Here is a 25,090-nt window from a genome sequence, read left to right as displayed (position 1 = left end):
GAAATTACCAAATCACAATTCTGTCCACTTCCTTAACGTATAATGAATCCTCTGGTTTCACATCGAATGCTTCATAAAACGGTGTACTATTCATCAATGGACCATTAACTCTCCAGGATGGTGGCGAATGCGGATTATTATTAATCCATAATCGTAAAAATTCATCTTTCATTTTTACACGCCATATTTTAGCTACGGAAAGGAAAAATCGCTGATCGGGAGTAAACTCACCAATTTTAGTTGTATCCTGTCCCTGCTCTGTCATCTTAAATGCATCGTAAGCAACGGCCACTCCGGCAATATCAGCAGTATTTTCTCCAACCGTCATGGCGCCTTTTATATGAAGCGAATCTAATACCGTAAATTCACTGTATTGATCGATCACCTGTTGAATCTTCGATTTGAATTTCTCGTAATCGCTATCTGTCCACCAGTTTTTTACATTCCCTTCTTTATCAAATTGCGCTCCCTGATCGTCGAAAGTATGGGTTAATTCGTGCCCAATTACCATTCCTATCCCACCATAATTTAAAGCATCATCAGCGTCGTTATCAAAATAAGGAGGCTGTAAAATTCCTGCCGGAAAAACAATTTCGTTTGCTGAAGGATTATTATATGCCGTTACCGTTGAAGGTGTAGTAAACCATTCTGATTTATCTACCGGCTTTACTAGCTTTTCCAGATTACGTTGATACGCTGCGGAAGAAGCAGAAACAATATTCTCAAAATAAGCGTCCCTATCGATAGTCACATTATCGTAATCTTTCCAATGATCGGGATACCCTATTTTCTTCGTGATGGCAGCCAACTTTTCTTTTGCTTTTATCTTGGTGCTATCACTCATCCACTCCAAATTCTCGATTCTTGCCGCGTAAGCTTTCTGTACATTATCAACCAGTTCCTGCATACGCTCTTTAGCTTCTTCAGGAAAATATTTCTTAACGTATAATTGGCCTAAAGCTTCGCCAAGATATCCATCTAAGGCACTCGCCATTATTTCCCCACGTGTTTTCTGAACTGCCTGCCCCGAAATCACTTTAGTAAATTCGAAGGCAGCATCTATAAAAGGTCGACTTAAATTATCGGCATAATTCTCTAAAGTATGTGCTTTTAAATAAACCTTCCAATCTTCTAACGGAACAGATTTTAAAAGTGAATTCAGCTTTTCATAATATTCCGGTTGCCCAATATCGATTGAATCGGTTTGTGCGTTGAAATCGTCTAAAACAGATTTCCAGCCAATATTAGGTTGTTTCCGAGCAAGATCGCTCACCGCCATCTTATTATAATTCGCTTTTACATCTCGGCGCTCAATCCTGGTTCTATGTGAATCGGCAATCTGTTTATCGATATCGTATACCAAATCGGCTTTCTTTTTAGCTTCAGTTTCGTTAACTCCGGTAAGTTCAAATAATGTTGAAAGATATTTTTTATAAGCTTCCTGAATCGCCACGGTTTCTGAATCTTCGCTGAAGTAATAATCCCGATCTGGCAGGCCAATTCCTGTTTGACCGGCATGCGCAATATTCATCTGACTATTTTTATCATCTGGCCCAACATAAAAACTTAAGATTGAAGTATTTCCCGATATCGTGGCTTTAGCTACAAAATGCATCAAAGCAGAAATATCGTTAATAGCATCAATATCATTTAAAATTGGTTTCACAGGCTCGAATCCTCTTTTGTTGATTGTTAAAGTATCCATCCCCGAAGCATAAAAATCGCCCACTTTTTGAGCAATACTTCCTTTAGGATTTTCACTTTGTGAAACGCTATCCAGAATTCCTTGTAAGCGAAGTCGCTGCGGATAGTTCATAAACATGTACGCTCCTGCCCCAGCCTGTGTTTCTGGAATCGATACCGTATCGTACCATTTGCGATTTGCATACCTAAAGAAATTATCGCCAGGTTCTAAACTATGATCGACACCGGTAATTTCGATAAATTCTTTTTCAGTAGGTTCTTCCTTTTTACAGGAGGCCAGAGAAAGCAACCCCAGAAGAAGTAACGTAGTTTTTTTAATTTTCATAAAAAGTAGTGATTAAAATAATGTCCTTATAAGTTACAATATTGGATTAACTTTACATTTTAGCTCACAAAATCCTGTAGGTAGCTGTATCTAGGGGTTAGTTTGCCATCTTTGGTCATTCTTGCGCGTTCTAAAATTCCGTTTTTATCATTATTAAAAAATGCCGGTAACACATGTTCTAAAAACATTTCGCCAAAACCTTCACTGGCGTCTTTTGGCAATTCGCAGGGCAAATTATCGACCGCCATTACCGTAATTGCTTCAGGATTTTTGTAATCGGTTTCCTTTTCGGTTTTAGGGTCATAACCATAAATAGGATCGGCGATTGTGGAAGCACGTATGGTACTGGGGATTGGTTTGGCAATATCACAGGAAATATCTGCAATATATTTTATTCTGAAATTAGGGGTTTTCGCCTCTTCTTTTGTGAAAAACACAGGAGCGCCCTGCCCATAAAAATGGCCTGCGATAAAGAAATCGCTACTTACTGCAAAACGCCAAAAATCTGATTCGTACAACTCGGGATTTTTAAAAAATTCTGGAATATTACCTTCTTTGCCATCCAAGCGTTTGTTATAATCTAACACATCGATATGGCAATAAACCGGCTCTTGAAATTCTGAAGCTAAATATTCGGTAACCTCAGCTTGTCGTATTTTTAGGTGATCTAAAATTTCTTTAGCGCCACGGGCTACTTTTCCGCTACCGGTGAGTACTATTTTTAAATTCGGAACTTTAATTTTATCTAATTCGGCCAACATTGCATTTAGATCTGGAAGATCGTCAGCTTTTGGTAAATTGAAAATTTCGTTTTTGAGTCCGATCGCTCGAAATCCATTATAAGCTCCAACCAACCCCGCGTAACGTCCAAAACCAATAAGTCGTATTCCGCTTTCACTGGTAATCACCTCGTGATCAAAAAGCTCGATGTTTTTATCCAAAATCGCCTTTAATAAATCACGATTATAAGGTTGCTTTTTGATGGTATGGGAAAAGAAAAGATATTTTTTATTCGGAATTAAACTTTCTATCGGCACTTCTTTTACACCAATCATCACCTCACAATTACTAATATCGTCTGAAACCTGAAATCCTTCGTTTTGATATTCTTGGTCTTTAAATATTCGAATAGCTGAAGTCTGGACCTTAAATTGAGCTTCGGGAAATTGATCTTTTGCTTTTTTGAGATGTTTTGGGGAGAATACTACACGACGATCTGGTGGTGTTTTTTCTTCTCGAATGATAGCGAATTTGAGCATAGGATGGTTTAGGTTTTGTTCAATATTTAGATGGCTTTAAAGTCCAGATTTGCAAAAACAGCGGACTTTTTTTAATCTCGTACTGCGTTTAATCTATTAAGTTTAGTTTATCTAATTTAAAATTAATGATCTAAACTTTCTATTTTGAGATCGAATACTTTTGTGGGTTTTCAAAATGTTACAAAATATTTAAAATCTCGATTATTAAGTAAAGATATAAATTTAATAGTACCTTTGCAGGCCTTACTGTTTTATAAACGGTAAGATGAATTAATGTTCTTTGTTTGATTGAATTTCGATTTTGCGTTAGGGATAGCAGCGGTTAGCTTTTTGTAAGGCAACGAACAAAAACTAAAAGCGAATAGCCCGCCGTTTGGCCGATAGGGCAAACGGAACGCCCACATACAAAGTACAATGTTCTTTACATAATGGGGTCGACTTGGTTTTGACAGCGAGTCTAATTGAGTTGTAAGCACGTCGAGCGCTGGGATATAGCTCGTAAATCTCATATTTCACACTTTTTTAAACGGCGAGAATAACTACGCCTTGGCTGCGTAACCGAATCATAGTAGGTTTGCTTAGTCCCTACTAGGTAGGGAGCCGAGATGTCTCGTGGAAGCCTTGATTTACGGCGTCCACACCAGAGGCACCGATAAAGTAAATATAGGAACTGTAGGATCTTGATGCAGTTCTGAAACTTAATTGAGGATACGGAAAAGATTAGGTCGTTTTCAGCCAGATTTTTTCCCGACAATCCAAGTGAAAACTAAGCGTGTAGAAAGCTTCTGAATTGCTTGTTTGGACGAGGGTTCGAACCCCTCCGACTCCACTTTTTGAGTATTAAATTCAAACAAAAACCCCGAAATCTTAGGATTTACGGGGTTTTTATTTATTGGAATATGTTTAATATCCAATAATTGCATACCAAAAAAACTTTAAATTTTAGCAATACCATAAAGCCTATAGAGTTATGTAGTGAAAAGGTTATCAAACCAAAAATAGATTACATCCATAATAATCCTGTGTTAAGTGGCTTTGTAACTAATACTATAAATTGGAAATACTCAAATATTAGGAATTACCAAGGTGATAAAAAAGTTTTAGAAATAAATAGAATTTGAATTACTAATTTTATAAAAATGACAAAGAAAGAAAGACAAGTAAGAATTCTTATCTTAATAATAACGCCTCTCATTTTTGCATTTTTTATTATAAGATCCTGTGTAAGATTTGAAATTTATAAGTCTACAAATTTTCAGGGTAGAATATTAGAAATAAAAGATTCTCGAATGGGAAAGATATTTAGAGTTTCTGGGAGTAATGAATTCGAGGATATATATATTGATGGAAATATTGAAAGACTATTGGAAATAAGAGATTCTATTAGTAAGCCTAAAAATGCAAAAGAAGTTAAGGTTTATCGTAATAATCAACTTCTAGGACGTTATCCCATTATTTACTAGAAGAAAAAACAAATTAAAATTTCGTGCAATTTCCAATAGTATTTGCAATTTAGTGGAATTAACGTTTTTATATGATCGATTTATTTTTAGTATATATGTTTTTTAGTTTAATGGTCTAAATTGATATTATATTTCTTTATAAGCTTTATGTTGTGGGCTTTCATTGGTTATAATCAAATAGAAAATACCTAAATCGTAGAAAAAATCTTTGCATCTGTTAGCAGCGAATCCAAGATGAATTTCAACCCTGGACAAGTTTCATGAATTTAAATTTTTTAAATGAACAAAGTCTTAAATATAATTGGAATGTAATGGGAGAGAAACATATTTTGGCTCAATTTAAAGATTTATTAAAAATTGTGATCCTGAAGCCCTGAAAATAGCTGTACTAGAAAAGAAAGAGTAGAATCAGGCTATAGTTGCAGAAATACCTTTAGTTGAAAGCAACGAAATAAATCAAACAAGTCTAAGAATATCGAAACCGCTATTTTGTGATAACAAAAAATGGGGTTTGATTTGTACTCCCTATATTATCACTTCACCTTCAAAAGAAAAAGTTCAAAATAATTACCTTCGTATATACAAACAGAAAGACGAAAATTGGATCTTAATAAAATTAATTCAATTAGGATTTAATTAATGATAATACGATCAATATCGTCGCAAAAAATTATGTTATTTGAAAACTAAGCTCACTACAAATCCCTGTAATCCCTAAATTTACAGTTTTTCTTATATTCTAAGATAGATAATTTTGTAGAAATTGATTTAAAGATTATCCGAAGTTTTACGGTGCAACCACAAAATCAAACCTTGGATTGGTTTCCCACGGAGCCGTACGTAATCTGAATTATAGTCAGCACAAACTTAATCTGGCGAAAAAGGCTGACGAAGCTAATTTTAAGTAAGAAACAGCAGATTTGGATATTCGGTTTTTCTCAAACGAGATTGACATCTCTGAACTGCCAAGTGCCTAAAAATCGGCGGCAACATTGCGTGAACAAATGCAGAAATAAAACTTAGGAACCATACTCGATGAAGTACTAGCCTACAGCTGTATTATGGCAGGCGACTGTCATAAGGACGCACACTGGCGAAAAAGAGACGTAAAGGGCGAAAGAATTAAAATGTTAATTAAACCCTGCAGTATTGATAGGGTTTTCTATTAATCATAATTTTAAATGATTAAATTGGAAAGGAATGATTATTTTTCAGTTTTAAATCAAATCATTTGAAAAAAACACTGTTATTCCTTTTCTTCTTGTCATTACAGTGCTTAACTGCACAAATAACATTAGACCATAATATAGGCACTAATCTTATAGATTCTGGAATGCCATCATGTGAGGAAGATGAATCATGGGCACGTATCTTTAAAGTATCTGATTTTGGCGTCGGTCCTGGAGAGCAACTACTCATTCGATCTGCTGAAATAGGGCTACTGCAAACAAATCCCGGAGCATCTATGTATTTTAGTGTAGGAGGCTTTGTAGATTATAATGGTAAAACGCCAGGCTATGAAAACCCTTATAATAGTCTGGGGCAGCGAGGTCTGGGCAGCCCCCCGATTGTTACAGGAGTACCTGAAATATTCTCATATCAATTTGAGCAACCTATCGTGGTTCCCGCAAATTATGAATACATAATTCTAATTTTTCATAAACAAGATGACCACTACAATCCCGAATCTTCATTGTTTAAAGTAGCAGGTACAGCCAATGATACCGGAGAATCCTGGTATATGGGTTGTGACCAGAGATATCTGTGGCGAAACACGAATGAGCTGCCAACACCGATTCCTAATGCTAATTTTTATATTAATGCTAAAGCAGACATCGTTCCGTTAGAACTTACGGGCTCAACCACCCGTCTCAGTCACAATACCTGTGATGACATTATAGAGACCGATATTTACTCCTGTAAAGACAGCTTTATTTATTGGGCCAGAGACTTTCAACTTGCAGAATATGGCATTTCAAATGATGAAGAATTTGTTATCAAATCTGGACAAGTAGCTGTTAATAAAACTGGGTGGACAGCCAATTTAACCTTTAATATATACGAGATTGACGATAACTTTCCCTATTCGTTTTCTGAAGACGATTTAATAGGTAGTAGTCAAACAGAACGGCTACAGCCAGATATAGGGCGCTCATCTCAGGTTATTACTATTAACTTTGAAACTCCGGTTACTGTTCCTTCAGGCGTAAAACGAATTCTTGTAGAAGTGCATAAAGGTATAATTGGTGGTCAAGGTGTAGCATTTATAGCGGGTTCTTCTCAAGATACAGGCACTTCATGGCAACGCAACTGTACACCTAATCATGATAATATATACAGATCAACAGCAGACTTTGGATTTCCTGACGCAAATTTTTACATCAATGTTACTGGCGATGTAAAACATAAATCAAATACTTTCTCTATGAGTATTTCGAATATTTGCTCAGAGTTTTTAAAAGAATTCAGCATTGAGGATGACGTACAATTGGCTAGCGTACAATGGGACTTTGGAGATCCGGCATCAGGTACAGATAATACCTCAAATCAGCTTTCACCATATCATGATTTTTCACAGGATGGCACCTACACTATAACCGCACGGGTTACCGGTAAAGATGGTCGCATAGAATCCCTGTCTGAAACCATGGATGTAAAAGAACCCCCTACCGCTTACGGTATCAACGATGTTTATACCTGTGAAACAACAGCCGGCACAGGAATTTCCAATGGTTTTGATTTAAGCAATGTTGAGCAGCAAGCCCTACAAGGCCAAACAGGTAAAGTTATAACTTATATTGACGGTACCGGTACAAGCTATGATGCCTTACCTAATCCCTTTACCAATAGGGTTATAAATCGAGAGACTATTAAAGTACGTGTGGCTCATGCAGATAATCCGTGTTGCTATTCGGAAACCTCATTTGATCTTATTGTTAACCCATTACCTCATATAAACCCTATTGATGATCTTGTCTTTTGTGATACCGACACAGACGGATTCACCACTTTTGATATATCTAGTTTAAGAAACAACCTCTTGGGTAGCCAGCCTGATCTTGAGCTTACTCTAATACACGAAGACGGCCAGCAAATCATGGAGCCACTTCCACAAAAGGTGTCCAATAAGGTTTCCAATCAGGAAACAATCAGGGTTCAAGTGTTAAACACGCGTACTGGATGTTCTTCAGAATCATCACTTAAACTTATTGTGAGTAATATACCAAATATTGGAAGCCTCCCCGATCTCATTGGTTGCGACGACAATAATGACGGCATTTCCGAATATTTTGATACCTCGCAAATTGAAAGCCTGGCGCTTAACGGGCAAACCGGAATGGAAGTTACCTATTATGATGCATCTGGAAATACGTTATCAAACCCATTACCCAACCCGTATACCAACAGCATTCCCAACACCGAAACCCTTACTGTACGGGTAACCAACTCCCAAACAGGTTGCTACGCAGAAACAAAATTAAACCTCATTACATCTGCTAAACCTCAAATCAATCAACCCACAACGCGCTTTGCGTGTAATGCCGGGAACGGGTATTCCACTTTTGATTTAAGTAGTCTCGAACAAGAACTCATTGGCTCGAAAACTGGATTAAGTATTTATTACTTTGATAAAAACGGAACAGCATTATCATCGCCCCTTCCTGATGATTTTCAGAATACTTCAGCCTGGTCGCAACGTATTGCTATACGTGTTGAAAACAGTTCAAACCCGTTGTGCTTTACTGAAACCTTTTTAGACTTAAAAGTAAAAGAACTTCCAGAACTAGACATCGCTGAAAATTTTGTGATTTGTGACAATGAACCCGGTTTACGACTTTCAAGAAGCGAAACCTTTGACAGTTGGCAATGGGAGGATCCCACAGGTACTATCATTTCCAATTCTTCAGAAGCTTACCTAAGTCTTGAAGGGGATTACATACTTACCGTTGGCGAAAACCAAGATGGAATAATGTGTACCAATTCTTATGCTTTTAAATTGAAAAGGTCAGAACCACCAGCCATTCAGAAAGTAGATTTTGCAGATTGGTCTGATAACAACTATATAAAAATCCAAGCCTCAGGGGAAGGAGATTTTGAATACAGTATAGATGGCATTAATTTTCAAGACAGCGAACTATTCCCATTCATTTCGGGTGGTGTGTATGATGTTACAGTACGCGATAAAGCCGGATGTGGAACGGATTCTAACGAAGTGATTTTAGTTGATTATAAAAAATTCTTTACCCCTAATGGCGACGGCTTTAATGACTACTGGCAAATTGAAGGCATCGATGCATTTCCCTATGCTACAATAAGTATCTACGATCGCTATGGTAAACTACTTAGACAACTCACTCCTCAAGATACAGGTTGGGATGGCACGTTTAATTCCGGTCAAATGCCTTCAGATGATTATTGGTTTCACGTTGATTTAGGAAATGGACGAGTTTATAAAAATCATTTTACGCTGAAGCGTTAATTCAGATTATTCCAGAAATTCATATCCTTGCTGGTTATATATTCATTTTATAATTATACACCTAAATCCATCAACCTATATATCAAAACGTTAATTTTATTAACGGGTTACCAATTAGGTATCCATGAAAATTTATAGGCTAAGGAAGCCCTATAAATACTGGTAATATCAAATTCTGAGCGTTCACTCCGACTCCACAATAAAAAATCCCGAAATCTATATAGATTTCAGGATTTTTTGGTTATGTCAGATTATAGCTGAAATTACATCTTCGAAAAAACTACACCTGAAGGATTTACTTTTTTTATTTTACCGTTATTATCAAAATTTAAACTATCGATTGCAAGCTCTCTAAATAACTCGTCTTCGTTATTTTTTATTCTATGGTAAAGAATATAGTGCTGATCACCTTCTTTAAAAACAGTATGATGCCCAGGTCCTAAAGTGGTTTTATCTTCTGATGTAGTTAATACCGGACTATTCTCTCCTTCTTTCCATGGTCCATATGGTGTGTCGCCAATTGCATAACGTACTTTATAAGTTTCGTTAGTACATTTACCATCAGAATACATTAAATAGTATTTGCCGTTTTCTTTTAGCATTAAAGGTGCTTCAAAATAATTTGGAGGGGTTACATCTTTTATTTCCTCTTTATTGAAACTCTTCATATCGTCTTCTAGCTTTACCACAAAGCAATGCCCATTAACCCAATTTAAACCCGAGCCCCAATAAAGGTACACCTGCTTATCATCATCTATAAATACCTCAGCATCGATCATGTGATATTCAGGAAACATATCTCCTTTAATTAGTGGTGAGTTATCTTCTTTCATGTTTTTCCAGGGTCCCAGTGGATGCTCACTAACTCCTGCCCAAACTTCACTTCCTACTGAAATATACATGTAAAACTTCCCGTCTTTACCCTGAATTACGGAAGGTGCCCAAACTTTACTATCATTTGAAGTAGGACTTGTACAAAGCGTTTTAGTAGGCCATTCTATATGTTTTTGTTCCCAATTTTTGAAATCTGAAGATTCTAATACACCTAACTCCTCCCCGCCCCAGGGATCGATGGTTGCATAAATATAGCATTTACCTTCGTACTTAACAATAGATGGATCTGCAAAATCACCATCTACTACTGGATTGTTTATCATTACAGTTTCTGGAGATTCCTTAAGCTGATCTCCGGTTTGTTTTTCTTCAGCAGCTTGCTTGCACTGAATTAATGATAGCGATATTATAAATATCGCAATGGAACTTAAATAAGATTTATTTTGCATTTTTTTAATTTTTAAATGTAATGTTAGATTTATTATTTAGATTAAAGGATTTACAAATTATCAGTCATAGTTACAGCTTCATTATTTTATAAAACTACTAGGAGATTTACCAAACTGCTTTTTAAAACATCGGCTAAAATATAAAGGATCATTAAAGCCTACCATTGTGGCAACTTCACTCACATTATAATTTTTTGTCTTTAAAAGTTCTATAGATTTTCTTAATCTAATAATGCGAATAAGCTCATTTGGCGTAACATCGGTAAGTTGTTTTATTTTTCTGTAAATCTTTGAGGAACTCATTGCCATAGCATCACTTATGAAACTAGGCGTAAGCTTTGGATTATTGATGTTTTTATCTATTAATGCTTTGATATCTGTGATGAGATCTATATCGATTTGAGAGTGAGCAAGCTTTAGAATATCTATCTCTTCGTCACCAGAAAATTTTTGTTTAAGATCATAATATATCTTGATAATATTTTCAATTCTGGTTTTTAGCAACGAAGGATCAAAAGGCTTAACTAAATATCCATCTACCCCAATTTTATATCCTTTGATACGGTTTTCATTCTCTGCTAATGCGGTTAATAAAATTACTGCAATGTGACTGGTATTTTCATCTGCCTTCAGAGCCTCTACAAATTGGAAACCATCCATAACTGGCATCATAACATCTGCAACGCATAAAATAGGTTTTTCATTTTTACAGATTTCTAATCCTTCTTTCCCATTTTCGGCTTCATATACTTTATAAAAAGGGGAAAGATATTCAGCAATATATTTTCTTAATTCAGCATTATCATCTAAGATTAGAATTTTATGCTTGATCACAGGATCGATCTTTCTTACAGAGGGCTCAAATGAATTTTCTATTTGCGTAATTGGCACAAATTCTTCATTGGCAACTTCTTTAGGCACAGAATCAAAAATATCTTCTGTATTGTAAGCATCTTTCTTTATAGGAATTTCTACTGTGAAAATGCTGCCTTTGCCAGGCTCACTTTTAACGAAAATGCTGCCTTTATGGATTTCTACTAATGCTTTTACTAAAGACAAACCAATACCTGTCCCGGTTGTATTATCTTGACTATTCTCTGCCTGATAAAATCTCGAAAATATTTTCTCCTGACTTTCTGGAGGAATCCCTATACCATCATCGCTAATCTCTAAAAAAAGATATTCGTTATTTTCTCCTTTGTAACTTAGATAAAGATCAACATTACCCTGATTATTCGTAAATTTAATAGCGTTGGACATTAAATTATAAAGCACTTTTTTGTATTTATCCATATCGATCCAACAGATTATCTGTTCTTCTTCGACATTTAAATTCAAGTTTATGCTTTTTGCATGAGCCATTTCTAGAAATGAATTGAAAATATTCCTGGTACTAACCAAAATTTCAGACTGTCGGACTCTTAATTTTAATTCTCCAGTTTCTGCCCTCCTAAAATCTAAAATCTGGTTGACCAATCTAAGTAGTCTATTTGCATTTTGATAGATAAGATTAGCTCTGCTTTTTAAATATTCGTCTTGATTATTTAAATCTAATATTTGTTTTACCGGACCTAAAATAAGAGTTAAAGGAGTTCGCAGTTCGTGAGAAATATTAGTAAAAAATCTAAGTTTATCATTATTCAGCTTTTCGTCTCTTTCTCTTTTTACCTTTTCCAATAGCAATTCACGCTTTAGCGCAATTCTTATTTTTACTTGTTTTCTTATAAAATAGAAAAGAATTCCTATAAAAAATAAGATAAGAAGTACACCTTTAAAACTGAGCCAGAATGGATGATCTACCTCTATATTGTATTCTGAAGTTTCACTCCATATACCGTTGCTATTACTAGCTCTTAATTTAAAAATATAATCTCCAGGGTAAAGATTTGTATACTGAACAGTTCTTACATCACTACCTGTTTCGATCCAATCTTTATCAAAACCTTCTAATTTATATTGAAATTTATTAAGACGTTCATTTGTAAAAGAAGGCGTCGCAAACTGAATAGAAAAACTTCTGTTGGCATATTGCAATTTTACTTTCTTACTTTTATTGATATCTTCTTGTAACGGCACATGCCCATCTATCTTAGTTCCTGGTATTATTTCTTTATTCTGAACTTTAAACTCTGTTATAATAGGTTTAGGACTGAATAGATTTTCGCTAATTTGATAAGGTGTAAAATAAATAATCCCATCTTTCCCTGCTAAATATATACTCTCGTTATTGAAATTGAAAAATCCATTTGAGCTAAAAATATCTAATCTATTACCACTTCTTACATTATAAATCTTGGTCGTATTTTGTGCAATATTATATTTTGCTATACTATTATTATTTTGGTTAAGCCAAAGATCTCCTTGGGGTGTAGCCACAATATCTGTGACCCATCTGTTGGTTAACGACTTTGGTATTTCCTGATTAGAAAAGTGATCTTTTTTAGCATCATACCGAGCTAAACCCAATCGTGTGGCTGCCCAGATCGTATTATTTTCTTCATCGATTAGTATATCACTTACATTGTCATATGGCATTTCTGGATGCGAGGTAATTTGCTCATATTTGTTTATTGCTGCTGTCTTTAAATTGTAGGCAACTACTCCGGCCTCTGTAGCCACCCAAATTTCATCTTTATATTTTTTTATTTTATTAATATCGTAATCAGGCAATAGAGGTTCAATATCGCTTGGAGTAAAAGAGCTGGCATTGATAAACCTTATTCCCTCACCAAAAGATCCAATTACTAGCGTGTTATCGTACTTCAAAATACTGAGTATCGGTGCATTTTTAAATCCAACATCTATAACTCTTTCAAAACCGGTTTTATAATTATAAACAAGTAGTCTTCCATCCCATAAACCACAATAAAAGTGAATACCGTCTGCTGAATAAATACTTGCTATATTTTCTTTTATTCCATTAAGTGGTTTAACGCCATCGTTTGCGTGAGTAAACAAACCATTATGCCATGTTGCTACGATAACCTTATCATCATAGGTGCTGGCAAATCCCCTAATTCGCGGCGCCTGCCCATTGATGAATTTAGAGATCTCCCTACTAATTTTAAACTCATTCACATAAGGATCATATTTATCTAATCCATCTTCTGTACCAATCCATAAAACGCCGGAGGCATCAAAATAAAGTGAATAAATTAGATTATCGGTTATGGAACTATCATCGGTAAGTGTTTCATAATTCCAAGAAAAATCTCCTTTACAGATATCTTCAAGCGCTTCACACACCAAAAGCCCTCCTAAAGTACCTAACCAATATTTGCCATTTGGAGCTTTTGCAACAGATAAAAAATAAGGACCAAGCTTTTCTCTAATTACTGGATCTTCTATGTATAAATTAGTAAAGGAATTAGTTTCGCCATCAAATTTATATAATCCTTTACGCGTACCGGCAAAAAGATCGCCTTTTGCATCTTCGTAGATAAAGTTTATATACGGATTTAGTTCTTCTGAATTAGGAATTGGTAAATTATAATACCGAATATGTTCAATTGAACCGTCTTCTTTTCTGCTAATTTTAGCAATACCAACATTGCCAAAACTACCAATCCATAAATTCCCTTTACTATCCTCAAAAATTTCTTTTACATACTCAAAACCTGATAATTGTATTTTGATAAATTTTTCTTCAGATGGGTTAAATAAAAATAGACCTGATGTTTTAGTACCTACCCAGACATTATTTTGCCTATCTGGATACACTGCTCTTATTTCTTCATCTGGTAAACTGTGGGCGTTGGATTGATCGGGAAGAAAAGTGGTGAACTTTTGTTTATCCAGATCTAGTAATGTAAGTCCTTTTCGGGTTCCTATCCACAAATTATTCGTCTGGCTATTAAATTCTAATGCCGTAACGTCGTCGTGCAATAAGCTATTACTTCCTTTATCGTCACTTAAGTAAGACGTAAATTGATAACCATCAAACCTATTTAAACCTCCAAACGTACCTAACCATAAAAATCCATTATCATCTTGTACAATATGTCGCACAGAATTATGAGAAAGCCCATAGGTATCATTGTAATGTTCAAATTTTAAATCCTGAGCAAAACAAATTTGAACAAATAAAAAATAAAATAAAACAGCGTATTTAAGCATAAATTTCAGGGAACTATCGTTCTGACTTATTTACTTTTAGTTTCCGCAGGAAAAGCATAAGCATTTTTAAGTCCGCCTAAATCTATTAAAATTTGATCAATCATAAGTCCGGGATCAATGATATAAATTTTTAAAGTATGCTTTCCAGGTTTATTTAAAATTGAAGATATTGACTTAACCGTTCGGTTTCTTAGAACATTTTCCTTCCAATCTTCACTTCGTCCTTGTGTTTCAAAATCGATTATTTCTGGAGAGTTGTCATCTATAGCTACCGCACATCGAACTCCGTAATTTTCATTTAAAGGATGAGTGGGCAAACTTGCTAAACGGATAGCTACTTCACCATAATTGAAGGTGTAGAAATCATAAGATAAGATTGCGCTGTTTTTTAATACTGAATCATTTATCGCAATTGGCGCTGCTTTATAAGGTTTCGCCTGCATTACCTTTCCAGTATATCCCAGATTCTGAATTGGCTCCCAGAAAGTTTCAGTTCCTTTTTTATTTTCAGTAGGATTTTCTGCATTTATAACCACAAAACCTTTGTCTTCAATAAAACCATTATATTCTTTGAGTTCTTTTAATTCTGGATTAAAAACAGATATTCCAACCGTCTTTTTTTCGCTATTCGCAAGAATATCTAGCGTTGTATTTACCTTAAAACTTGGTGGAATTAATTGATAATCGTGACCTAGTGGCGCTTCTTTTTTATCTTCACCTTTTGGCACTAAATCCCAATCAATACTTACTATTATTCGATCTTCAGGATTTTCAGTAGAAAGTTTTCCTTCGGTTTTAGATAATTTCAACCACGGAACGTTAGTTTTAGTGCTCCAATTTTGTGCTTCTTTTCCTTTTAAAAACACATCTATATAATAAGAATTATTAGTATACGCATTAAAAACAGGTAACACATCAGAATGCGCATTAGTTGTGTTTTGATTATACTCCATTTCGTGACCTTCAAGGGAGAGACCTATACCTGATTCTTGTGAAGAGTTAACACCCATATAAGCTGGCTGATCAAAAACCGGAAGATTACGAGGCGACTTATTCATTATATATTTCCACTTTGCATTTTGAATGGAATCATTATAACATGATGTCATCTGCGCTATAGCTTCATAAGCTTCCGCAGATTTTTGCGCATAATATTTAGCACTTTCTCTATTTTGTGTGGCAACAAATTTATTTTTATAAGCGTAAAGCCACATTTTGTTTAAAGCCGCAGCTGCTTTTACCGGATAATAAACAAGTTCATAAAAAGCATCTTTTCTATTATTAGTTATCTGATTTTTAATGCTATCTACGGAAGCAACTAATTGCTGATATTGATTTATTCTCGTAGTAACCTCATCACCATAATGTATCGAAGATAACTGTGTTTCCTTATTTTTAGTCACAGGCTCTACCTGGCTCCAAGCCATAAACTCCGGTTTTCTCTGAAATGCTAGATGATAATAACTTTTCATAATTTCACTAATCGCGGAAGAAACTTCTTTACCAAATTCTCTTTTGGCCCAAGACAACTGATGGCTTTCAACTTTTTCAGATTTCTCAAATGCTGAAATATCCCAGCCCATATCCATAAAAAGCTCAATATTATATTCATGTGGCTTAATATCTCCACTATTTAAAATCCACATTTCTCTGGCATTTAAAGAATAAGCTTTATGAAGCTCTTCCCACATAAGTACCGGATTGGTAGAATTTAACCACAAATAATCATGTGGTCTTCCCCAATAGGAAGTATGATAGTAAACACCCGATCCTCCTTTACGATTTTGCTCGCTTTCGGTACTCAGTTGTCTTATATATCCATAATTATCGTCTGTCCAGATTAGCGTTACATCACGCGGAACTTTTAATCCGTTTTTATAATAATGCAGCACTTCTTTATACGGAACAAAAGCCTGAGGAGTATTTGGATAATCTGCTTTATATTTTTTCAGGATTTCGCGCTGATCGTTAATTACATTTTCCAATAAACTTACTTGTGAAGCTACATCTTCGTTACCCACAATCATTGGAGAGTCGTGTTCACCACGCATTCCCAGCGTATAAATACCTTCGTAATTTGCAGTCGCTTTTGTTCTTTTTTCGAAGAACTTTTTTATACTCGAAGCATTGGTATCGTAACGATAATCCCCCATTGTTTCATGATCCCACTCTGCATTGATATTGCTTAACATAGGCTCTGCATGAGAGCTTCCAACAACTATTGCATAATCGTCGGCTACTTTTTTATTTTCTGGATAGTGATAGAAAGCTTTGGTACTAGAATGCATTGCCGGCCAAATGGTATTGGCGCGCAATCTTAATAACAATTCAAAAACTTTAGCATAGGTTTTGGGACCAATATCATTAGTTTCAGGCTCAAAAGTATTCGCAGCCCAGGGTTGAAGTCCCCAATCTTCATCATTTAAAAAAATACCTCGATACTTTACTGATGGTTCTCCAAAAGTTTCCGAAGCGATATTTAGCTGAATATTTTGCGATTTTTCAGGAACTACATCTGCCCACCATTCCCATGGAGAAACTCCTATTTTTCTTGAAATTTCTAACAAACCATAGGCAGTTGCTCTTCTATCTGAACCTATAATAACTAATGCCTTTTTCACCTCATCAAATGGATTCTCTACGACGAGAATTTTATAAGTTTCCCACTTTCCTTCAATATCAGAGACATCTATTTTGTTGGAATAAACAAGTTGCTTAATCCACTTGCTTTTGCCTAAGGTTACTGCTAACACTATATTTTCTTCGAGTGAATTTCCTAAATTTGGGATTTTTCCGCTGATATTTTTGATATCATTTTTCAGAAGATTTCCTGCAATTTTAACCACTTCGGCTTCAGAATCATCGATTACAATAGTCGATATTTCATTCTCATCTACTAAACTAAATGAATTCACTTCTTGCGCCCAAATCTGCATTTGAGAAATGAAAAAGAAGATTGTAAGAAATAAACTTACTTTTTTTAAAACCAACATATTATAGCTTTATATATATTTTATTTTTATCTAATATCCACCCCAAAAGCCAACAAACTCCCATGATGAATAAAGCGGTAAGCAAGGCTCCAAAACTCCCTGAATAAATATTCTGAAAAACATGCTGACTCAACCAATCAAAAACTCGTTCTCCTGAAGGGGTATGAATTAAGCACAGGCTTATAAAAAACAATTCTGAAAATAGATAAATAAACAAGGGATTTTTACCAAAAACAGTGAAAAAATAGGTGCCAAATTTGATGTTTTTTAATTCAATTATAAATATTAAAAAACCAATAATACATAAATCGATACCCACAGTATAAAGGGTGAAAGAACTTGTCCATAATTTCTTTGAAAATGGTAAGAATTCATTCCAAAATAAGCTTAAACCAATTAGCATCACTCCAATAACTAATAATTCAGCTACAGTTCTATGCGTTTTTTCATGTTTTCTTATCAAAACACCAGCTAAATAACCACAAATTACATTCACTATGGAAGGCAGCGTGCTTAAAATTCCTTCAGGATCAAAAACTATTCGGTCTTTTTTGTACATATGGGCTTCACCAAGAATCTTTTGATCTAACCATGTAACACCATTAGTTGCCATTTCTAACTCCCTGCCGGTTTCGCCTAAGAGATACAATAGTATCCAATAAATAATTAATGTTGCTACAGCGATGATTGCTATGGTTTTTCTCTTGAAATAATAAACCAGAACTGCTACAACAAAATAACAAATAGCGATGCGTTGCAACACTCCCATTATCCGAGTTTGCGATATTGGTTTTAAAACTAATGCATTTTCCTGGTCGAACTCAAAAAACGGAAACCAGTATAGCAAATAACCAATCAGGAAAATCAGTAAACTTCTTTTAATCGTTTTCTTCCAAAAAATTTTTGAGTCGCCATTTTTGAACTTCGGAATAGAGAATGCCATCGCATTTCCCATGGCAAAAAGAAAAGAAGGAAAAACCAAATCTGCTAATGAAAATCCAAACCAACTTACATGAGTTAATGAAGCATAAAATGGCGCACCCGTTCCTGGGGAATTTACAATAATCATGAAACATATCGTTATTCCCCTAAAAACATCGAGCGATAAAAAGCGTTTGGATATTTTATTTTTCAAAAGCATTTTTTCTAATAGTTATATTCTATCGGTTTCATCTTTTCTGTTAGCGGTACAATATCAGTTCGATACTTCTTATATAGCTCCTTCGCTTTGCCAATAGCGCTTCCAGATGGTTGAGTAGGAAATTCTTCTTCCGTTTGCACCCAATTCCACTCCCATTCTTTGATTTTCTCATCGAACTGTGACTGATCAAACTTCGACCAGTCTTTCTTTACAGCTTTAAAATATTGTTCCCATCTGGGCTTATAGAAGTCGGCCATAAGTCCGCTCCATTGTCGATTACTATATTCGTGCAACCTGTTATCTTTTCCTCCCCAAAGCGTAATAAGATCGCGGGCATTTTGTTCGTACAATGCTTTTTCTTGCGGATCTGTTCCCCATTCCCTTGCACTAGCTAGCCAAGGACCTAATAAGAAATCCTTTTGAGTAGCCAATAATTCATCGAGACCGTGAATAAGATCTAGAAACTGATTGCTATACTTGTCAAAATCTTCCTTATCATTATTTTGATAGGCGTAGCTAATTTGTTGTTGTAACGGTAAGGCATAATTAGCCAAGATCTGCCGTGTTAGATCTACAAGATCATACTTAAAACCTTCAGAATCCTTATAATTATCGGCTACTTCAATAAATTTATCCCAAGCCGGTAAAAGTTCCTCGGGTTTATAATTTAGTTTTGTTCTTGCCCATCGCCTATAGCCTTCCATAGTTGGACGCGCCACGATTATAGATTCAGCTCCATCTCTAATCACTTTTCCGTTATATGCCGTATTTACTAAAGTATCCCAAGCCTGTAAAAGTTTTTCATCTTCTTTTCCGTAGCGATTTTTAGTATATTGTTTTAACCAGTCTTTTAAATCTATTGGTTTATTACGCCAAACATTATCGGCCATTAATTCATATAAAACAGGGTTTTGCTCTATCGCCTCCATAGTTAGCCCCAAACCTTTTAGTTTCCCAGAGTCTTTACTATTTAATGCTTCAGCCGGAGCAGTAGCTACCGTTTCTATACGACCAAACATGGTGATATTACCTCCAAAATTATGTAGCATATTCCAAATCCATTGTTTTCCGTAGAAAGCATCAGTTCTTTTCCATACAGGTTCTATTTCTGTAGCCAGATCTAGAATAATCATAGAATCATCGGGTACTGCATCCAACAAGCCTTTTATTTGTGGAGCTTGCCAAAAATCACGATGACTATAAAACAGCCAGCCTTGCATTACCCAAACCGCATCTTTATCTACAGTCTTCATACTTTCGTAAACCTTTTTACTGAGTTTGGCTAAATCTTCAGGATCATTAGACGGTGGAGTATTTTCGTTAAAAGTATCGGCTGAGTATAGATGATCGGTGCCATAAACCTCTGTTTGAACTTCTAAAAATCGTTGACCAATTTCTGAAAACAAAGGATCATTACTATCCAAAATAAAAGTATCCTCAAAATCGTTGCCCCAATTGGTTTGTTTTAAAGTAGCATTGGGAAAAACCTTTTTGAAAGATGCTGGGACGTGACCTGTAAAAGCGGGCAAAACGGGCGTCATTCCTAATTCACGTGCTCTTTTTAATATTTTTAGCTGAAGTTCTTTGTGACTTTCTTTCCAACTTTTAGGTAAAGGACCACCCCAACCGTCTAGATTTCCCATCCAAAACCAAGAAAAATAAGAAGGGCCGCTAAAAAATGGATCTAAATCTTCATCTTCAAATCCATAAGATCGATATACTTTATCCCAAATATAAGATTCACCGGTAATGGCTAATGGCATATTGATTCCATGAAGCGCCATCCAGTCTAATTCTTTTTCCCATCGCTCCCAATCCCACCAACTCATCGTGTAATTGAACGTGCAATAATTTAGATAATATCGATAATCGTAAGGTGTTTTCTTATAAATAGGTTGAGAAACTAAGGGAAGTTCTTCTGGTAAATTTAGATTAACACCGTTCCAAGTAATTTGCCCATTAGTAACGTTTTTGATGTAATAATAGAGAGCAGAAGCAATTGAAACTCCATTATTTCCTTTCAACTGAATTTTATCTTCAGAAGTAGAGATTTCAAAATAATCATCCTGACTTGTGCTATCAATAATTACTTTAAATTGAGAGGCATGATCTGGAAGTATTCTCTTTAATAATTCGTATTCAGCTGTGCTTTCGTGATGTTGCTCTTCTTTTTGAGTACAACTTAAAAAAAGTATCATCACTATTACAGAACAAGTAAAAAAATATCGCATACCAATATTATTTAAATTCTTATAAAATTCTCAATTTTCTTCTATTATTTTTTATGCCTTGAATTCGTCATGTGTAATCTGATTTCTCCACCCTTTATTAAATCGCTATGTTTAATTTCAAGAGAATCTAATTTCCTGTTATTAAATTCAGCACTCTCTATATAAATGTTTTTCTCAGAATTGTTATTAGAAATGATACTGAGTTCTTTCCCTTCGTAAAAATCGGAATTTAAATCGATCGTAATTTTGTCGAATATTGGACTCCCTATTTGGTAAGCAGGATCTTCCTCTGTTCCTCCGTTCATCTGAAAAAGTCCCAATTTCATTAATACAGCTAAACTTCCCATTAATCCCTGATCTTCATCTCCGTTATATCCTCTGGATGGAGATAGATCTGAAAAAACAGTATTTACAATCTTTCTAGACCAATATTGGGTTAATTCAGGATTTCCCAATTTGGTAAAAACAAAGGCGGTTTCTATCGAAGGTTGATTTCCGTAGTTAATAGGTATTCTACTATATTCAGGATGTAATTCTGCATCGTGGGAAGTTCCCGAGGTAAAACCTAATTTCTCTGCTTCTATAAACTGATTGTTTAATTTCGAAATTGCTTGCTTTTTTCCTCCCATAAGCAAAGAAAGACCTTTTAAATCGTGTGGAACAAACCAGGTTGCTTGCGCAGCATTCGCTTCTACAAAACCATTCTCGTATTGATAAGGATCGAAATTGTCACTATAACTACCGTCCACTTTTCTAGGAGACATCCAACCCACATTTTTATTAAAGACATTCTTATAATTTTTCGATCTTTTTGTAAAATAAGTATAATCCTCCAGTTTTTCTAATTTCTTGGCGAGTTGGGCTAGCGTATAATCTTGATAAGCATATTCTAAAGTCATACTAGAACCATCTTTATGAATTCCGTATTCATCCTCTGGTACGAGCAATGGGTAAGGAACGTAGCCTTTATCTAAATAATAATCTAAGCCACCACCAATAGAAGTTTCATGCTCATAACCTGCTTTAGCCATAATTCCGCCAGGCATATGGTTCAATTTTAATGCCTGGTAAATTTTATCTAAGTCTTCAGAAATTAATCCTCTTTGTATAGCACTTACTATAAAGGGAGTTGAAGATGCCCCCGTCATTACATGGGTGTAATTACCTCCTGAAGGTCCTCTTGGAATATAACCGCCATCTTTGTAATACTGCAATAAGGACATTATAAATTCTTTCATTATGCCTGGATATACAAGTCCCCACAACGTATTAATAGTCCATTGTGCTCCCCAGAAAGAATCTGAATTATAATGATTAAAAAGTGGACTTCCAGTCTTATCTAATGGCAGCTTTCCTATTCTAAAATTATCGCCGGTATTATCTGGATAATCCCCATTACAATCACTAATGATTCTTCTTCCTTGCAAAGCATGCCACAAATCGGTATAAAATCGATTTTGTTGTTTTTTATCGCCACCTTCAACACGAATTCTTCCTAACAATTTGTTCCATTGGTCTCTTGATTCCTTTACTACTTTATCGAAATTCCAATGATTTAATTCTGACTGAATATTTAAATTGGCATTCTCGGGTGAAGTATATGAAATTCCTACTTTAGCCATTAACTCGCCAGCATCCTCTTCAAAAGTCACCAAATAATTTCCGGTATTATTATCTTTTTTAATTGAGGCCACCGGTTTATTAAAATGCACTTTAAAATAAGTAATTAAAGCTTTTGGACGCCTACTAGTAGGTGTCATTTTAAATGAACCTGATACTACTTTTTCACTGTCTAAAACCAACGAACCTTCTGCATTATCACAAGGTCCTAAAGTGGTATTGAGATTGAATAATAAAGCCTGAGAATTACTATTTTGATAGTTATATTTATGAAATCCTACCCGAGTAGTACTGGTTAATTCAGTTTCAATTTGATATCTATCTAAAAAAAGTTTGTGATATCCTGGATGTATTTCTTCAGTTTTATGATCGAATTTCGAATAAAAATCAGTAAAAATTTTATCGTCATCAGCTTTCGCAATAACTGGCATCATAGAAAGTCCGGCCATTTGCCAAGCGTGTATATGACTAAATCCCTTAACAGTATCGGTATTGTAACGATATCCACTACCCCAAGCCCCATCGATCTGGGTGTCTGGGCTAAGATTAACCATCCCAAAAGGTCTGCTGGCAGAGCTAAAATAAAACCATCTAGAATTTTCAGTATCTAATAAGGGGTAAACTTTATCGACATATTCTTCTGAAGCTGTTTTTTCTGTTTTACTGACTTTGCAGGAAAGCAACAAGAGTAATAAACAGACTGTGAGAATACGCCGGAAATTTTTAAAATTCATATTCAAAAGTATTGGGGTACCAATGTATTAAACTTATATAATAATTCTTTTTTTAAAATAAAAGCAGGCATTACTGCCTGCTTTTATAGATTACAATATTAGTAACCAGGATTTTGGGTTATAGAGCCTCCAGTATTATCAATCTCTGTCTGAGGGATTGGTCTTAAAAGATGTTTTTCCTGAATAGCGTTATTTAAAGCGGCATGCGGATTATGTTCTAATACACGTTCTATTAATTTGCCCGTACGTTTTAGATCCATCCAACGATTTACTTCTCCAACAAGTTCTCTTGCTCTTTCATCTAGGATCAAATCAATATCCACATCTTCAGAAGATAAAGAAGAATCCAATCCTGCTCTAGACCGTATTGTGTTTAAACGTTCTGCAGCTGTAGATTTATCGTTTAGTTGCAAATAAGCTTCTGCAGCAAATAGATAAGCTTCACCTGAACGCATTATAACCATGTCTCTTTCTCCTTGCGAGGTTTGATCTGGCTGCGTAAATGGTATCGTAGGATCATCAAACTTTCTAAACATTGGATAGTGTACTGGTGTTACGCCATCATTTTTGAAGTAAGTCCCCGGATTGATTACAGCATAAGGTACGGCATCAATTTCAGCTTGTGTCCACGCTGTTTTTGGAAAATATATAGCAGTATCTCCAACTGCAATATTAACTTCAGTATCATTTACTTCTGCTACATCTTCTTCGGTAGCGTATAAAACTCTTTTGTATGTTGCTGCTGCACGCTCATCCTCTTCAGAAAAAAGACTATAGAAAAATGGGGTTGGCATTGGGCCTAAACCTTTTACACTTCTGGTTAACCCCGGATAATCAAAAAATCGAAACTTATATAACATATGTTTTGAATTACCCCATCCCCTAGATACTGCATTTCCTCCAAATAGGTAGGAAAAAATCACTTCTGAATTCCTTTGATTTTCTATGCTTACCAAGCTCTGAAATGAAGAAACAAGTTGGTGATTATTAATTACAGTTTCAGCATAGGCAGCTGCCTGAGTAAAATCATTATCATCCCCAAAAGATTTGTAGCCCTTAGTAAGTAATACTTTAGACATAAAATGTCTAACGGCATCCTTAGTAAGACGACCATAAACTTCTGTACTTTCGGGAACTCCTGCCAGAGCTTCTTCAAGATCCATTAATATTTGGTTATAAACTTCTTCTTCAGTATTACGCGGGTAATCTGTAGATATATCAGTTACTGCATTCAGCACTAATGGTACCCCTCCGTAATTTTCTACAAGCTTAAAATAAGCCATTGCTCTAAAAAACTTAACTTCAGCAAGACCTTTTGTTTTTTCATCCTCTGGTACATCTAATATAAGCGGGGCATCATCTATTGCTAAATTAGCTGCAGCGATAACGCTATATTGGTTAGCCCAATATACACCAACCGCCCAATTGAGAGAATTGAAATTGACGTAATCATTTAGATCACTAGTCCCGGTAATAGGAGTATTACGTGTAACGATATCTGTACCTAGATCTTCTAAAGCATAATAAAGATCTGAGGTATAAACCGTAGTTGTTTCTCTCGCTCTTTCGTAAACTGAAGCTACCAATTGATTGAAAGTCTCTGGATCTGTATTTGCTGTTTCGATACTTAGAGAGGTATTATTCTCTTCTTCTAAATAGCTATCGCAGCCAATACTTACTGCTCCTAAAGATATAAGCAGTACAATCGCTTTATAGTTAAAATATCTCATTTTCAATATAT

At 35.2% G+C, this 25,090-nt stretch carries 11 protein-coding genes and 1 other RNA gene; 3 read left to right on the top strand and 9 right to left on the bottom strand.

The annotated features are described in order from the left end of the window. Positions 1–4: 4 nt before the first annotated feature. Both PBT91_RS03880 and PBT91_RS03875 read right to left on the bottom strand, forming a co-directional pair. Positions 5–2,029, bottom strand: a complete 2,025-nt coding sequence (locus PBT91_RS03880; protein WP_270060475.1) for a M13 family metallopeptidase — start codon at positions 2,027–2,029, stop codon at positions 5–7. Positions 2,030–2,088: 59 nt separating this feature from the next. Then, positions 2,089–3,288 (bottom strand): NAD(P)-dependent oxidoreductase, encoded by a 1,200-nt coding sequence (locus PBT91_RS03875; RefSeq protein WP_270060474.1) that lies wholly within the window; start codon positions 3,286–3,288, stop codon positions 2,089–2,091. Between the two features lie 430 nt (positions 3,289–3,718). Here PBT91_RS03875 and ssrA point away from each other — a divergent pair. The 3 genes from ssrA (at position 3,719) to PBT91_RS03860 (ending at position 9,231) form a co-directional block, all read left to right on the top strand. Then, positions 3,719–4,120: a transfer-messenger RNA gene (gene ssrA, locus PBT91_RS03870) on the top strand. 307 nt (positions 4,121–4,427) lie between these two features. After that, positions 4,428–4,751, top strand: a complete 324-nt coding sequence (locus PBT91_RS03865) for a hypothetical protein (protein WP_270060473.1) — start codon at positions 4,428–4,430, stop codon at positions 4,749–4,751. Between the two features lie 1,231 nt (positions 4,752–5,982). Beyond that, entirely contained in the window at positions 5,983–9,231 is a 3,249-nt protein-coding gene (locus tag PBT91_RS03860; RefSeq protein ID WP_270060472.1) for a T9SS type B sorting domain-containing protein, read from the top strand. A 263-nt stretch (positions 9,232–9,494) separates the two neighbouring features. Here the strand turns inward: PBT91_RS03860 and PBT91_RS03855 are convergent, their stop codons facing one another. From PBT91_RS03855 to PBT91_RS03825, 7 genes are all read right to left on the bottom strand, one after another. Beyond that, positions 9,495–10,514, bottom strand: coding sequence for a family 43 glycosylhydrolase (locus PBT91_RS03855; protein ID WP_270060471.1), 1,020 nt, complete (start codon positions 10,512–10,514; stop codon positions 9,495–9,497). A gap of 81 nt (positions 10,515–10,595) precedes the next feature. Continuing rightward, positions 10,596–14,630 (bottom strand): two-component regulator propeller domain-containing protein, encoded by a 4,035-nt coding sequence (locus PBT91_RS03850; protein ID WP_270060470.1) that lies wholly within the window; start codon positions 14,628–14,630, stop codon positions 10,596–10,598. 26 nt (positions 14,631–14,656) lie between these two features. Next, positions 14,657–17,623, bottom strand: coding sequence for a glycosyl hydrolase 115 family protein (locus PBT91_RS03845; protein ID WP_270060469.1), 2,967 nt, complete (start codon positions 17,621–17,623; stop codon positions 14,657–14,659). A 1-nt stretch (position 17,624) separates the two neighbouring features. Next, positions 17,625–18,692 (bottom strand): acyltransferase family protein, encoded by a 1,068-nt coding sequence (locus PBT91_RS03840; protein ID WP_270060468.1) that lies wholly within the window; start codon positions 18,690–18,692, stop codon positions 17,625–17,627. Positions 18,693–18,769: 77 nt separating this feature from the next. Then, complete coding sequence (locus PBT91_RS03835) at positions 18,770–20,995, bottom strand: alpha-N-acetylglucosaminidase (RefSeq protein WP_270060467.1); 2,226 nt, start codon at positions 20,993–20,995, stop codon at positions 18,770–18,772. Positions 20,996–21,039: 44 nt separating this feature from the next. After that, on the bottom strand, positions 21,040–23,349 hold the full coding sequence (locus PBT91_RS03830; RefSeq protein ID WP_270060466.1) for a GH92 family glycosyl hydrolase: 2,310 nt from the start codon (positions 23,347–23,349) through the stop codon (positions 21,040–21,042). Positions 23,350–23,447: 98 nt separating this feature from the next. After that, positions 23,448–25,079, bottom strand: coding sequence for a RagB/SusD family nutrient uptake outer membrane protein (locus PBT91_RS03825; RefSeq protein WP_270060465.1), 1,632 nt, complete (start codon positions 25,077–25,079; stop codon positions 23,448–23,450). Between the last annotated feature and the right edge of the window lie 11 nt (positions 25,080–25,090).

This window comes from Zunongwangia sp. HGR-M22 (assembly GCF_027594425.1).
Taxonomy (GTDB): Bacteria; Bacteroidota; Bacteroidia; order Flavobacteriales; family Flavobacteriaceae; genus Zunongwangia.
The sequence above is the reverse complement of the archived record's forward strand: the minus strand, read 5'-3'. Positions and strand labels throughout refer to the sequence as shown.